At 60.5% G+C, this 14478-nt stretch carries 13 protein-coding genes; 4 read left to right on the forward strand and 9 right to left on the reverse strand.

Annotation, left to right across the window (positions count from 1 at the left end; all coding sequences use genetic code 11):
- Window positions 1-230: 230 nt before the first annotated feature.
- The 4 genes from garD to kdgD all read right to left on the reverse strand — a co-directional run bounded on the left by garD (window position 231) and on the right by kdgD (window position 5727).
- Entirely contained in the window at window positions 231-1784 is a 1554-nt protein-coding gene (gene garD / locus M5G18_RS10380) for a galactarate dehydratase (RefSeq protein ID WP_007953621.1), read from the reverse strand.
- An 11-nt stretch (window positions 1785-1795) separates the two neighbouring features.
- On the reverse strand, window positions 1796-3160 hold the full coding sequence (locus M5G18_RS10385; RefSeq protein WP_127796921.1) for an MFS transporter: 1365 nt from the start codon (window positions 3158-3160) through the stop codon (window positions 1796-1798).
- Between the two features lie 154 nt (window positions 3161-3314).
- Window positions 3315-4754 carry an aldehyde dehydrogenase family protein gene (locus M5G18_RS10390; protein WP_273899649.1) on the reverse strand — a complete coding sequence of 480 codons (1440 nt, stop codon included), beginning with the start codon at window positions 4752-4754 and terminating at the stop codon, window positions 3315-3317.
- Between the two features lie 61 nt (window positions 4755-4815).
- On the reverse strand, window positions 4816-5727 hold the full coding sequence (kdgD, locus tag M5G18_RS10395) for a 5-dehydro-4-deoxyglucarate dehydratase (RefSeq protein ID WP_007953624.1): 912 nt from the start codon (window positions 5725-5727) through the stop codon (window positions 4816-4818).
- A 236-nt stretch (window positions 5728-5963) separates the two neighbouring features.
- On the opposite strand from kdgD, the gene M5G18_RS10400 reads away from it, so the two are divergent.
- From M5G18_RS10400 to M5G18_RS10410, 3 genes are all read left to right on the forward strand, one after another.
- Window positions 5964-7262: a phospholipase gene (locus tag M5G18_RS10400; protein ID WP_273899648.1), complete on the forward strand. Its 1299-nt coding sequence runs from the start codon at window positions 5964-5966 to the stop codon at window positions 7260-7262.
- An 11-nt stretch (window positions 7263-7273) separates the two neighbouring features.
- A complete protein-coding gene (locus M5G18_RS10405; RefSeq protein WP_273899647.1) occupies window positions 7274-7465 on the forward strand; it encodes a hypothetical protein in 192 nt (63 codons plus the stop codon).
- A gap of 102 nt (window positions 7466-7567) precedes the next feature.
- Window positions 7568-7942: a hypothetical protein gene (locus tag M5G18_RS10410; protein ID WP_273899646.1), complete on the forward strand. Its 375-nt coding sequence runs from the start codon at window positions 7568-7570 to the stop codon at window positions 7940-7942.
- 4 nt (window positions 7943-7946) lie between these two features.
- On the opposite strand, the gene M5G18_RS10415 is transcribed toward M5G18_RS10410, so the two are convergent.
- The 4 genes from M5G18_RS10415 to M5G18_RS10430 all read right to left on the reverse strand — a co-directional run bounded on the left by M5G18_RS10415 (window position 7947) and on the right by M5G18_RS10430 (window position 12438).
- The gene (locus M5G18_RS10415; RefSeq protein ID WP_007953639.1) at window positions 7947-8693 is read right to left on the reverse strand and encodes a FadR/GntR family transcriptional regulator; all 747 of its coding nucleotides are present in this window, start codon (window positions 8691-8693) and stop codon (window positions 7947-7949) included.
- A gap of 105 nt (window positions 8694-8798) precedes the next feature.
- Window positions 8799-10526, reverse strand: a complete 1728-nt coding sequence (locus tag M5G18_RS10420; protein WP_273899645.1) for an ABC transporter ATP-binding protein/permease — start codon at window positions 10524-10526, stop codon at window positions 8799-8801.
- Between the two features lie 96 nt (window positions 10527-10622).
- The gene (locus tag M5G18_RS10425) at window positions 10623-11183 is read right to left on the reverse strand and encodes a response regulator transcription factor (protein ID WP_003221630.1); all 561 of its coding nucleotides are present in this window, start codon (window positions 11181-11183) and stop codon (window positions 10623-10625) included.
- Entirely contained in the window at window positions 11176-12438 is a 1263-nt protein-coding gene (locus M5G18_RS10430) for an ATP-binding protein (protein WP_011332442.1), read from the reverse strand. Before M5G18_RS10430 ends, M5G18_RS10425 begins: the two co-directional genes overlap by 8 nt.
- Before the next feature lie 315 nt (window positions 12439-12753).
- Here M5G18_RS10430 and M5G18_RS10435 point away from each other — a divergent pair, with 315 nt between their 5' ends.
- A complete protein-coding gene (locus M5G18_RS10435; RefSeq protein WP_096818907.1) occupies window positions 12754-13470 on the forward strand; it encodes an SIMPL domain-containing protein in 717 nt (238 codons plus the stop codon).
- Window positions 13471-13543: 73 nt separating this feature from the next.
- Here M5G18_RS10435 and M5G18_RS10440 read toward each other — a convergent pair whose 3' ends face one another.
- Window positions 13544-13906 carry a DUF6124 family protein gene (locus M5G18_RS10440; protein ID WP_273899644.1) on the reverse strand — a complete coding sequence of 121 codons (363 nt, stop codon included), beginning with the start codon at window positions 13904-13906 and terminating at the stop codon, window positions 13544-13546.
- Window positions 13907-14478: the final 572 nt, after the last annotated feature.

Raw genomic sequence — 14478 nt, forward strand, 5'->3', positions numbered from 1 at the left:
TCGATGTTTGACGCAAGACAACTCGGTCGGCCCCCTCTCCCAAAGGGAGAGGGAGCCGATCGGGGGATATTCAAGAGGTCCGCCGACCTGAACTGACTTTGCCGAATCCATAATCGACTCGGTCTTGCAGGTCGATGTATGACGCAAGACAACTCGGTCGGCCCCCTCTCCCCCGGGAGAGGGCTGGGGTGAGGGCATGGCCGGTGCTGACACCACACCCCTCAAGCAGATCAAGTAATCGGCGCCGGATTGAACAACGTAATGTCGTTATGCAGCTTGTGCTTCTCCGCCCAAGTCTGCTGCTTCCCACTCGCCACATCCAGATAGTAGTGGAACAACTCCCACCCCAACTCCTCGATGGACGCCCGCCCGGTGGCAATCCGCCCGGCATCGATGTCGATCAGGTCCGGCCAGCGCTGCGCCAGTTCGGTACGGGTCGAAACCTTCACCACCGGCGCCATCGCCAACCCATAAGGCGTGCCACGACCGGTAGTGAACACATGCAGGTTCATTCCCGCCGCCAGTTGCAACGTACCGCAGACAAAATCACTCGCCGGCGTCGCACAGAAAATCAAACCCTTCTGCTTGAACCGTTCCCCCGGGCCGAGCACACCGCTGATCGCGCTGCTGCCGGACTTCACGATCGAACCCAACGACTTCTCGACGATGTTCGACAACCCGCCCTTCTTGTTGCCCGGCGTGGTGTTGGCGCTGCGATCCGCCTCGCCCTTGGCCAGGTAACGGTCGTACCAGTCCATCTCGCGCACCAGCTCCTCGGCAACGGTTTTGGTCTGGGCCCGTGAGGTCAGCAGGTAAATCGCATCACGCACTTCGGTGACTTCGGAAAACATCACCGTCGCCCCCGCCCGCAACAGCAAGTCCGAGGCATAACCCAGCGCCGGGTTGGCGGTGATCCCGGAAAACGCATCGCTGCCGCCGCACTGCATGCCGAGGATCAGCTCGGACGCCGGTACGGTTTCGCGGCGGCGCTGGTCGAGTTTCTTCAGGCGGACTTCAGCCAGTTCCATGATCTGCTCGATCATTTCGGTGAAACCGTGACTGGAATCCTGCAAGCGATACAGCCACGGCTCGCTCAGGTCGACCGACGCGTCGTCCTCGTGCATCACCTGCCCGGCCTGCAATTTCTCGCAGCCCAGACTGATCACCAGCGCCTCGCCACCGAGGTTCGGGTTGCGCGCCAGATTGCGCACGGTACGGATCGGGATGTAGGCGTCGGTGGCCGTGATGGCCACGCCGCAACCGTAACTGTGGGTCAGTGCCACCACGTCATCGACGTGCGGGTACTTCGGCAACAGCTCATCCTTGATGCGTTTTACCGCGTGATCCAGCACCCCGGTGACGCATTGCACGGTGGTGGTGATCCCGAGGATGTTGCGCGTGCCGACGGTGCCGTCGGCGTTGCGATAACCCTCGAACGTGAAGCCTTCCAGCGGTGCCTGCGCGGCCGGCACATCGGTGGACAGCGGCAAGCTGTCCAGCGGTGGCGCGGTCGGCATGCGCAGTTGATCTTCCTTGACCCAACTGCCACGGGGAATCGGCTGCAACGCGTAGCCAATGATCTGGCCGTAGCGAATCACCGTGCCGCCCTCGGGGATGTCCACGAGGCTGACCTTGTGACTCTGCGGCACAAAATCCACCGTCACCAGACCATCGGCAAATGCGGTGCCGGCCGGAACGCCCTGGTCATTGACCACAACCACTACGTTGTCCCGCTCGTGCAGGCGGATGTAGCGCGGCGAGTCGGAATGTTCAATCAACTGCATGACGCCGCTCCTCAGGAATGCGCTTGAGACAATTTACCAGCCGCTTCGGAACCACCGTTGGTTGGCGGCTCCTTCAGGACCACACGCTTGATCGGGCCGACGATCACCAGGTAGCTGAACACCGCCACCAGGGCATTGGCACCCACGAACACCAGCGCCCATTTGAACGAACCGGTGGAACTGATGATGTAGCCGATGACGATTGGCGTAGTGATCGACGCGATGTTGCCGAAGGTGTTGAACAGGCCGCCACTCAGACCGGCGATCTGTTTCGGCGAGGTGTCGGACACCACCGCCCAGCCCAGCGCGCCCACGCCTTTGCCGAAGAACGCCAGGGCCATGAAGCCGACCACCATCCATTCAACGTCGACATAGTTGCAGGCCACGATGCTGCTCGAAACCAGCAGACCGGCAATGATCGGCGCCTTGCGGGCGAAGGTCAGCGAATGGCCCTTGCGCAGCAGGTAATCGGAAATCACCCCGCCGAGGACGCCGCCGATAAAGCCGCAGATCGCCGGCAACGAGGCGATGAAACCGGCCTTGAGGATGGTCATGCCGCGCTCCTGCACCAGGTACACCGGGAACCAGGTCAGGAAGAAATAGGTGATGCCGTTGATGCAGTACTGGCCCAGATAAACGCCGAGCATCATGCGGTTGGTCAGCAACTGACGGATGTAATCCCATTTCGGGCCGTCTGCCTTTTTGCCTTGTTTCTGGTCCATGTCGACCATGCCGCCGTTATCGGCGATGAACTTCACTTCCGCTTCGTTGGCCATCGGGTGTTGGCGCGGGCTGTGGATAACCTTCAGCCAGACCAGCGAGAACACAATGCCGAGCAGGCCCATGACGATGAACACGTGTTCCCAGCCAAAGGTGTAGACGATCCAGCCCATCAATGGCGCGAACAACACGGTCGCGAAGTATTGCGCCGAGTTGAAGATCGCCGAAGCGGTGCCGCGTTCAGCCGTCGGGAACCAGGCCGCGACGATGCGGGCGTTGCCGGGGAACGATGGCGCCTCGGCCAGACCGACCAGGAAGCGCAACATGAACAGCGCGACGATGGCCGTGGACATGCCGAACTCACCGACGAAGCCTTGCAGCACGGTGAACAGCGACCAGGTGAAGATGCTCAGGGCATAGACTTTTTTCGAGCCGAAGCGATCGAGCAACCAGCCACCGGGAATTTGCCCGGCCACGTAGGCCCAACCGAATGCAGAGAAGATGTAGCCGAGGGTGACCGCGTCGATGCCGAGGTCTTTTTGCAAACTGGAACCGGCGATCGCGATGGTGGCGCGGTCGGCGTAGTTGATCGTGGTCACCAGAAACAGCATGAGCAAGATCAAATAGCGGACGTGAGTCGGCTTGGACGATTGCATGTAGATGTACTCCCACTGATTATTTTTATGCGCGGGTGGATCTTCTTTGGTCTTTGTGGGAGCTGGCTTGCCAGCGATGCAGGCGACTCGTTGTATCAGTCACTCCGCGGTGATGCTATCGCTGGCAAGCCAGCTCCCACAGGTATTGCGTGGATCAGGAACCGATGTAGCTGGTCTTCACGACCGTGTAGAACTCTTGCGCATAGCGGCCTTGCTCACGTGAGCCATAGGATGAACCCTTACGGCCACCGAACGGAACGTGGTAATCGACACCGGCGGTCGGCAGGTTGACCATCACCATCCCGGCCTGGGAATGACGCTTGAAGTGGTTGGCGTACTTCAGCGACGTGGTGGCGATACCCGCCGACAGACCGAATTCGGTGTCGTTGGCCATGGCCAGTGCAGCCTCGTAATCGGCCACGCGGACGATGTTGGCCACCGGGCCGAAGATCTCTTCACGGCTGATGCGCATCGACGCTTCGCTGTCGGCAAACAGGGTCGGCGCAAGGAAGTAGCCTTCGGTGTCGCACGTCACCAGACCACCGCCGCTGACTACGCGAGCGCCTTCGGACTGACCGATGTCGATGTATTTCAGGTCCTGCTCAAGCTGTGCTTGCGAAACCACCGGACCGATGTCGGTGCCCGCTTTCAGCGCGTGGCCGACCTTGATCGACTTCATGCGCTCGGCCATGGCTTCGACGAACTTGTCGTGAATCCCGGCGGTGACGATCAAGCGGCTCGACGCGGTGCAGCGCTGGCCGGTGGAGTAGAACGCGCTCTGCACCGACAGCTCGACTGCCTGCTTGAGGTCGGCGTCGTCGAGAATGATCTGCGGGTTCTTGCCGCCCATCTCCAACTGAACCTTGGCCTGGCGCGATACGCAGTTGACGGCGATCTGACGGCCCACACCGACGGAGCCGGTGAAGCTGATGCCGTCGACTTTCGGGCTGTTGACCAGCGCTTCACCGACCACGCGACCGCTGCCCATCACCAGGTTGAACACGCCGGCCGGGAAGCCTGCACGGGAGATGATTTCGGCCAAGGCCCAGGCGCAACCCGGCACCAGATCCGCCGGCTTCAACACCACGCAGTTGCCGTAGGCCAGGGCCGGGGCGATTTTCCACGACGGGATGGCAATCGGGAAATTCCACGGGGTGATCAGGCCGACCACGCCAAGGGCTTCGCGGGTGACTTCAACGTTGACGCCCGGACGCACCGACGGCACGTAGTCGCCGGACAAACGCAGGCACTCACCGGCGAAGAACTTGAAGATGTTGCCGGCGCGGGTCACTTCGCCGATGGCTTCCGATAGGGTCTTGCCCTCTTCCCGGGCCAGCAGAGTGCCGAGTTCTTCGCGACGGGCGAGGATTTCAGTACCGACTTTGTCCAGCGAGTCGTGGCGGGCCTGAATGCCCGAGGTCGACCATGCCGGGAACGCGGCGCGAGCGGCATCGATGGCGGCGTTGACCTGAGTCAGGTCAGCCTTGGCGTAATCGCCGATGGTGTCGCTCAGCTCGGACGGGTTGATGTTGACCGAGTAATCGTTGCCGGCGACCCATTCACCGTTGATGTAGTTGTCATAGCGCTTGGTCACGAATCATTCTCCTGACGCAAAAGGCCGCTGATTGCTCAGCGGCCTTGTTTATAGAGTGGTGTTACTGCGCACCTTGCTTGTCGATCAGCGCGGCGAGCATTTCGTACTCTTCGCGGGTCAGGTCGGTCAGCGGCGCCCGCACCGGGCCTGCGTCATAGCCGGCGATCTTGGCGCCTGCCTTGACGATGCTCACGGCGTAACCGGCCTTGCGGTTGCGGATGTCCAGGTACGGCAGGAAGAAGTCGTCGATGATCTTGCCGACGGTGGCGTGATCTTCGCGGGCAATCGCGTGATAGAAGTCCATCGCGGTTTTCGGGATGAAGTTGAACACCGCCGACGAGTAGACCGGTACGCCCAGGGCCTTGTAGGCAGCGGCGTAGACTTCGGCGGTCGGCAAACCACCGAGGTAGCTGAAGCGATCACCGAGGCGACGACGGATCGACACCATCAGTTCGATATCACCCAGACCGTCCTTGTAACCGATCAGGTTCGGGCAGCGCTCGGCCAGACGTTCCAGCAGCGGCGCGGTCAGGCGGCAGACGTTGCGGTTGTACACCACCACGCCGATGTTGACCGATTTGCACACCGCTTCAACGTGGGCGGCAACACCGTCCTGGCTGGCTTCGGTCAGGTAGTGCGGCAGCAGCAACAGGCCTTTGGCGCCCAGACGCTCGGCTTCCTGAGCGTATTCGATGGCCTGGCGGGTCGAACCACCGACACCGGCGAGGATCGGCACGCTGCTGGCGCAGGTGTCGACGGCAGTCTTGATGATTTCCGAATATTCGCTGGCAGCCAGGGAGAAGAATTCACCGGTGCCACCGGCGGCGAACAGGGCTGAAGCACCGTACGGGGCCAGCCATTCCAGGCGTTTGATGTAGCCAGCGCGGTTGAAATCGCCCTGAGCATTGAAATCGGTCACCGGGAACGACAGCAGGCCGGCGGAGAGGATGGACTTCAGTTCTTGTGGATTCATTATTCGAACACCCTGGTAGCAACGTTTTTTTGTGAGTGGACCGTTCAGCCTTCGCCGAAGTTGTAGGTCATCGTACAACTTAAAAGATAACCGTCAACTGCATTTCATCGCTGGGAGGCATTTTTTGTCGGACAAGATTTCTTTTTGACGTAGGAGATTTCTCGACTAGGCTCGATTTAGCTGTATATGCATACAGTTAAACAAGAATCCACCGACGACATATCAAGGAGAAAGAAATGTCCGGTCTACAACCAAAATGCCTTGAAAAAACCACAGCGGTCATCGCCCGTTTCGATGATCTTTTTACTCCCGGCGGCATCGCCTTCAATGCTGACAATGCGCACTTACTGCTGCACATCGCCGACTCGCACAGCGATGTCGAACCCGTGACCACCCCGCCCGCTCAAGCCTTGAAAGGCAAACCGCAGTTGCGCTTCGAGGGCGCAGAACACACGGCTATCGGCGACAACACCCGGCTGCGCTTCGTTGAAAATGCCGAACCGGTGATCGCGCAAAATGTGCCCCTGCATCTGCCGAACGGGTTGGCGCTGACCTACGGCCAGGTACTGGCGCTGGGTGGTGATTTCTACGGAATCGTCGACCGGCCGATCAACGAAGGCGCGACCCCGGCTGATCGCCTTCAGCGCTTCATCGCGGCCTTCGACACCCTCGCCGCGCTGCCCACTTCAAAAGTTGAGGCGACGCAAATTCTCGCGATCATGCAAAAAGAGATCGACGCGGTTAAACAGGCGATCAAGGACGGCAAGCAACCCCATGAGGCTTATGACGCCTTGGGAGATACGTTGTCGGAAGAGTGGAACAGGATCACCGGCGGCGGCAGTTTCGTCTCGGCCCTGTTCCCGCTCGGGCGCTACCTGAAACTGGCAGCGAACAACGCCGACCACTTCGGCGAATGGGCTCGCCTGGCCTACATCGCTGGGCACACCGCCGCCCTGCAAACCGCCGCTGCCGCCCACGCCAGTCAGGACGAACTGCAACTGGAACGGGCCTACGCGATGAACGCGTTCGCCGACCACTACCTCACCGACCTGTTCTCCTCCGGGCACTTGCGGGTGCCGCGTAAAGCCATGGCTGCAGCGGTGACACCGAGCGACCTGGGCTCACTCATCACCCGCTTCATGCATGACGAAGACAGCAAGTTCGGCCTCAAGGTGCGCAACGGACATGGCGAGCAATGGCGGGCGTTCGGTGACAAGCGCTACTTCGACGCCACGGACGCCGACAACCGCAATCAGGTGAATCAGGCGGTGCAGGATTCGGCGGACGAGGTGTATGCCGCGTATTCAAGCGGCACCGTGCCGACCACCTTCAACGCGCTGCAACGGCTGCCGGACCTGACTTTCGTGATGAATCTGACGAACAACTTCTCGCCACTGTTCCGCCTTCAAGGCAACAAAGTTCTGCGGCGCAAGGACGTGAATAACCTCAACGACACCACCACCGTCGACGACTGGTGGGGCTGGAGCACCTACCTGCTGCTCAAGGACTATCACCCAAGCGGCAACACGAATTAAGGAGCGATTCGATGACCCTCAAATTGAAACTGGAACTGGCCTCCGGCCAATCGTTGAAAGGTGCGCCGCTGCAATTGCTGCGCGACGGCGTGGCCATCGCCCGGGCGTCGGTGGATGCTCAGGGCCAGGCGACGTTCGACGTCAAACCCGGTCCGGGCAAACTGGCGGTCAGGGTCGATCATTCGATTCTGCCCAAGAGCTGAAATGCCCGGACAAGATTGCCCCGGCGCGCCTCACGAGTTCGCCGGGTAAAGTGCGACGACTGCCGCGAAGGATCGCGGCAGATCTTTCAAGGAGAACGAAGCATGACGTTTGCCGCTGCACACCTTCCGCAATTCCCCGACCACGCCAGCGACTCGATCATCCTGCGGTTATCGACACTGGATGACGACTTGATCGTTCGTGTGCCCGACGGGCAGAACACTCCGCCGAACTGGGATGTGTACCCGATCCTCGGTGACGATCCTGAAGAGCCTGAATGGCTGGGTTTGTCGGAGCCGACCGGCGTCTGGGATGACGCACTCGATGACATGGTCGGACTGACCGGGATCGAACTGAGCATCCCCCGGTTTGAGCTGGAAAAGTACCTGAACAGCACCGTTGAACTGCGTTACAAGTTCGCCGACGAGTCCAGTCTGGAACCGTGTTCGGAACCGCTGAAACTCTACATCGAAGCCTGATTTCTCAGCCCTGAGCCTGCGCCTCTTCATGGGCCTGACGCAGCCGTTCGCGGCTGTTGGTCAGGTGCAGGCGCATGGCCGCGCGGGCGGCATCGGAATCCTGGCGGGCGATGGCCTCGTAGATTTCCTCGTGCTCGCGGCTCAGGCGATTCATGTAGTGCTGCTGATCGTCATGGGCCAGCCGCGCCGAATTCAGCCGCGTGCGCGGAATGATGCTAGTGCCCAGGTGCGTCATGATGTCGGTGAAATAGCGGTTGCCGGTGGACAGCGCGATTTGCAGGTGGAACTGGAAGTCCGACGCCACCGCATCGCTGGCGTGAGCCACGCTTTCGTTCAGCGCATCGAGAGCGGCGCGCATGGCAGCCAGTTGTTCGGCGCTGCGGCGTTGTGCGGCAAGGCCGGCGGATTCGACTTCGAGGCTGATACGGAATTCGAGAATCGCCAGCACGTCACGCAGGGTGACCACGGTGGCCGGATCGATCCGAAAACCGCTCGGGCTCGGTGTATCCAGCACGAAAGTGCCGATGCCGTGGCGGGTTTCAACCTGACCTGCGGCCTGTAGCCGGGAAATCGCCTCGCGCACCACGGTGCGGCTGACACCATGGGCTTCCATGATCGCCGACTCGGTGGGCAGCTTGTCGCCACGCTTGAGCAGACCGTCGCGGATCTGCTCGGTCAGCACCGTCACCAGTTCCTGAGCCAGGCTGCGGCGCTTGCGAGGGAGGCGCGGGGTGTCGATCGGGTTTTCCATGGTCTGCGTTTGTCTCGAAAAATCGGCTTGAGGGGCATCATAGCGCAAGCGGGTTGTACGATCACCGTCCTCTGTGGGAGCGAACTCCCACAGAGCTAAAGCCTGTCAGGCCGTCACGGTCTGTTCCACCAGATGCCCGCCATCGATCCGCACATGCCGTGGATGGTAGCGTTTGAGGCTGCTGCGATGGCCGACGCTGACGATGCTCAGGCCCGGCAACTGGTCGATCAGCGCCTGATACAGCGTGGCTTCGTCTTCTTCATCCATCGCCGACGTCGCTTCGTCCATGTACAGCCATTGCGGTGCATAGAGCAGCGCGCGGGCGAAGGCCAGACGTTGCTGCTCTCCCGGCGAGAGCATGCGCTGCCAGTGATTGGCCTCGTCCAGTCGAGCCACCAGGTGCGGCAAGCGGCAGGTTTCCAGCACTTGTGCATAACGCTCAGGCGCGTAGGTGTCGCCCGGTTGTGGATAACTCAAGGCGTCGCGCAGGGTGCCGATCGGCAGATAGGGTTTCTGTGGCAAGAACAGATAACGCGAAGCGGGCAATCGAATGCTGCCGTGCCCGGCCGGCCACAAATGGCCCATCGCCCGCAGCAGCGTGGATTTGCCGCTGCCGGAACGGCCGCTGAGCATCAACCGATCGCCCTGTTCCACGGTCATGTCGGCACTGGTCAGCAGGTGACGACCATCGGCCAGGTCCAGACCCAGGTTGTGAACCTTCAGCTCATCGCCCTGATTCTGCACGTCGATGGCCGGCGCACGTTCTTCGTTGTCAGTCATGGCCTGGCGGAAGCTCAGCAGACGATCGGAGGTAGCCTTCCAGGCTGCCAACGACGCATAAGCGTCGATGAACCAGCTGAAGTTCTCCTGCACGTTGCCGAACGCCGAGTTGATCTGCATCAGCTCACCCAGCTCGATCTTGCCGGACAGGTAACGCGGTGCCGCCACAATAAACGGGAAGATGATTGCGATCTGGGCATAACCGGAGGTGAAGAAGGTCAGACGCTTGGACACTCGCATGATGTCCCAGAAGTTTTGCCAGACCAGCCCGAAACGATTGCTCAGGCGACGGTTTTCGTTCGGTTCACCGTTGTAAAGCGCAATGCTCTCGGCGTTCTCACGCACCCGAACCATCGAGAAACGCAGGTCGGCTTCAAAGCGTTGTTGCTGGTTGTTCAGGCCGATCAAGCGACGGCCGATCAGGTGAGTCAGCCAACTGCCAACCCCTGCATACAGCAACGCACACCAGAACATGTAGCCGGGAATCTCGATGCCAAACACTTCGATGCTGCCGGACACGCCCCACAGGATGATCGAAAACGACACCAGACTGACCACGGTGCGGATCAAGCCCAGGCCCAGGCCCAGAGTGGTGGTAGTAAAAGTGTTGAGGTCTTCGGAAATCCGTTGGTCAGGGTTATCGGTGTAGCCACCCTGCTCCAGCTGGTAGTAATTCTTGTGGCTGAGCCAGCGCTTGAAATGGTTCTCGGTGAGCCACGCCCGCCAGCGAATGGTCAGCATTTGTGTCAGGTACTGGCGATACACTGAACCAAGAATGGCTACAGCCGCGATACCGCAGAAATACAGGATCAACTGCCAGAAAGCAGCCTCATCCTTCTTTTGCAGGGCGTTGTAGAAATCCTTGTACCAACTGTTGAGCCACACCGAAATGCCCACGCTGAACAGCGACAAGGCGATCACGGCAATCAGCAACGTCCAGGCCTTGCCCTTCTCTTCGCTGCGCCAGTAAGGCGTGGTCATGGCCCACACCTTGCGAAAAAACTGCCCGCGCACAGTATCGTTGACCGCGGAATATTCAGCGTTCTGATTCATGGAAAAGGCTCGATAAAGAAAAGAACAGACACGCACCGATCATAGATGATCGGTGCGCTTTATCGCGAGGGCTGGCGATGGTCGTTCAGCGCAGGTTCAGCGACGAACCGGGCGCTTCTGCAGTTTGCGCTGCAGGGTGCGGCGGTGCATGCCCAAGGCGCGGGCAGTGGCGGAGATGTTGCCTTCGTGCTCGGTCAGCACACGCTGGATGTGCTCCCATTGCAGGCGATCCACCGACATCGGGTTTTCCGGCACCAGGCTGTCGAGGTCGGCGTGTTCGGACAGCAGTGCTGCCAGCACATCGTCGGCGTCGGCCGGTTTGCACAGATAGTTGCAGGCGCCGCGCTTGATCGCTTCGACTGCGGTGGCAATGCTCGAGTAACCGGTGAGGATCACCACACGCATTTCCGGGTCCAGCTCCAGCAGCTTCGGCAGCAGGACCAGACCGGAGTCGCCGTCCATTTTCAGGTCCAGCGCGGCATAGTCCGGCAGATCGGCCTGGGCGATGGTCAGGCCTTCCTCGGCGGAACCGGCGGTGCTGACGCGGAAACCACGCCGGGCCATGGCGCGGGCCATCACCCGGGTGAAGGTCGCGTCGTCATCGACCAGCAGCAAATGCGGCAGTTCTTCGCCTTCGACTTGGATTTCGTCACTCATGTTGCTCTCCTCGGGCGCCGTGGGGCAGGCGCAGCTCGGTGAGCGTGCCGCCTTCCTCATGACTATAGAGTTTCACTGAGCCGCCGGCGCGTGTCACGCTGGCCTTGCTCAAAAACAGGCCCAGGCCGAAACCTTTGCCCTTGGTGGTAAAAAACGGTTTGCCGATCTGCTCGGCGATGGCCAGCGGCACACCGGCGCCATGATCGCGAATGCTGATGGTCAGGTCTTCGGCCGTCCAGTCCAGGGTCACCTGAAGGTTTTCCGGGCAGGCGTCGGCGGCGTTGTTCAACAGATTCAACAAGGCCTGGGTCAGATCCGGCGGCGGCGCCACACGCGGCAACGGGCCCTGGCCCAGACGCTGGAAGCGATAACTGGCCTCGGGACGCATCAGGTGCCAGCGATTGAGCGCTTCGTCGAGCCACTCGGTGACGTCCTGCATCTCCACCGCCATCCGGCGATTGGCTTCAGCGGCGCGCACCAGTTGTTGCAGGGTCTCCTTGCAGAGCTTCACCTGATCCTTCAACACCTTCAGGTCTTCCTGAAGCATCGGGTCGTGGTGATCCTGCTGCATTTCATTGAGCAACACGCTCATGGTCGCCAGCGGCGTGCCCAATTCATGTGCGGCGCCAGCGGCCTGAGTCGCGACGGCCAGCAATTGCTGATCGCGCAGGCCTTCTTCACGGCGGATCGCCCGTAACTCCTCCTGCCGACGCAGCTCTTCAGCCATGCGCGCGGCGAAAAACGTAATCACCGCTGCCGCCAGGGCGAAGCTCAGCCACATGCCGTAGATCTGCAGGTTCTCCCGGGCGACCGGCAGGGTTTCCAGCGGATAGAAATGCGTCAGCATCAGCGTGTACAAGGCCAGCGCAATGCCCGACAGCACCACCGAATAACGCCAAGGCAACGTCACTGCAGCGATGGTCAGCGGTACCAGATAATACGAAACGAACGGGTTGGTCGAACCACCGGAGAAATACAGCAAGGCACTGTGGATAACCAGATCGCAGGCCAGTTGCAGCGCGTATTCGAGCTCGGTAACCGGCCACGAAGTGCGCAGGCGCACAGCGGTGAACACACAGAGCAGAATCGAACAGCCTAGGGTCATCACCAGTTGCACCCACGGCAACGGCAACAGATCCAGCCAGTAGGCCAGGCCCACGGAACCGGCCTGCGCGGCGAGCACCAGGGTGCGGATGAAAGTCAGCCGCCAGAGGTTCTGGCGAGTGGCGGAAGTCAGTTGTACGGGGGCGAGCATGAGCTCTCCTGATGAGCGCTCCAGGCGGATCGCACGGAGTATAACCAAGGCGCGGGCTTGAGAGGCGAAAGTGCGGCAAACGACCACATGGCGCAAAGATTTTCTGCGGCTATAAGGGCCCCTTCGCGAGCAAGCTCGCTCCCACGGGGAACGCGTCCCAAATGTGGGAGCGAGCTTGCTCGCGATTGGCTGCGCAGCAGCCACCAGCCATCTGTATAGAAGTTGTAACTGGGCGAACCGGATCATAAAAGCTAGAGTCTGATGGTTTCACGCAGGCCCCCGAACCATCACCTGCGCCCTCATCAAGGAGCTTTCATGCACACATTTCGCCGCAGCGCCGCCCTTCTCGCCCTGACCGTCGGCAGCGTCGCCAGCCTTCCGGCCCTGGCTGCCGATGAGCTGCACTACAACCAGATTTCCCTGCGCGCCGAAGTCAGCCAGGAAGTGGCCCGCGACCTGATGATCGTGACCCTCTACACCGAAGAACAAAACACTGATCCTGCCAAACTCGCCGCCGACGTCAGCACCACCATGAACAAGGCCTTGGCTCAGGCCAAGCAAGTCAAAGACATCACCCTGCGCCAGGGCAGCCGCAACAGCTACCCGATCTACGACACCAAGGGCCAGAAAATCACCGGCTGGCGCGAACGCGCCGAACTGCGCCTGGAAAGCGCCGACTTCGCCGCCCTGTCCAAACTCACCGGCGAACTGCTGACCGACCTGAAAATGGGCGGCATGGACTTCGCCATTGCCGACCCGACCCGCAAGGCCAGCGAAGACAAACTGCTGAAAGAAGCCGTCACCGCCTTCAAGGCCCGCGCCCAACTGGCCACCGACGCCCTGGGCGGCAAGGGCTACAAAATCGTCAACCTGAACCTCAACAGCAACGGCTTCCCACAACCGTACATGCGCGCCCCGATGATGATGAAAGCCGCTGGTATGGACGCAGCCCCCGTCACGCCTGAAGTCGAAGCCGGCACCAGCCAGGTCAGCCTGACTGCTGATGGCTCGATTGAAGTGTTGATGCAGTGATTGAATGACGGCTGAATGAAAAACCGGCGATCAGTGATGATCGCCGGTTTTTTTGTGCCCGGGATTTGGGTCGTCAGGTTTGCGGATCAACCCGATCCAGCGCGCGGTTCACTGCGAGCTCGGCCAGCATGATGATCTGCTGAATACCCAGCGCCGTACTGCGCTGCGGGCCCGAAAGCTCATTGGCGAAATTGCTGGCGATGGTACTGGCCGACGCCAGGGACTCGCAGGCGTTGGCCAGCAGGCTTTCGGTGTCTACGTTGGGCGTGACCATGTACATCGTGCTCGGCGGGCGTGGTTTGGAAAGGTTGGGGCAGAGATAGAAATCGAGGGCGCGTTTGATGGCTTCGCGGTTGCGGGCGAGGTCTTCTGCGCGCATGGCTTCTTCGAGTGGGGTGGGTGATTCGAGGGGTGGATCGGGGACAACCTTGTTCATTGATTAACTCCTTGCTGACTTGAAGCCACCAAATGCCGTTCTCACGCGGCGAAGAGGTGGCAGCTATGTGCGGGGTGAGAAACCGGGCAAGGAGATTCCGGCCAGACCGAAGTCTGCCCGCACACGGCCGCCATAAATCAATTACAGGCAGCAAAAATGCTGGCGGCGATTATGGTCGGACTGGCGTTTGAATAACACTCGCTTGCCTGGGTTCTCACACCCAATCACAGAGTTTTCTGCGACAACCAAAGACTAGGGATCGTGCTTCCGACGGACAACCTGAAAACCTTGTGGGAAGGATCCTGAGTTGTTGTTGAGATTTAAACAGCTTCAAAAGCTGCCCTCACCCTAGCCCTCTCCCGGAGGGAGAGGGGACTGACCAAGGTGTTTGGGGGAGGTACGCCGACGTGAGATACCGAGGTGAATTCGGGTTTTAAAACGCATACAACTCCACTCCACTCCACTCCACTCCGGCTTTGGCTTTGGCTTTGGCTTCCACCACTCAACACGATGAGCGTTAGCTCGAGTAAAGCTTTTGACTTGCCGGCCCCATCGGAAGGCTGAGTGGAGGG

Source organism: Pseudomonas aphyarum, from assembly GCF_028657055.1.
Lineage (GTDB): Bacteria > Pseudomonadota > Gammaproteobacteria > Pseudomonadales > Pseudomonadaceae > Aquipseudomonas > Aquipseudomonas aphyarum.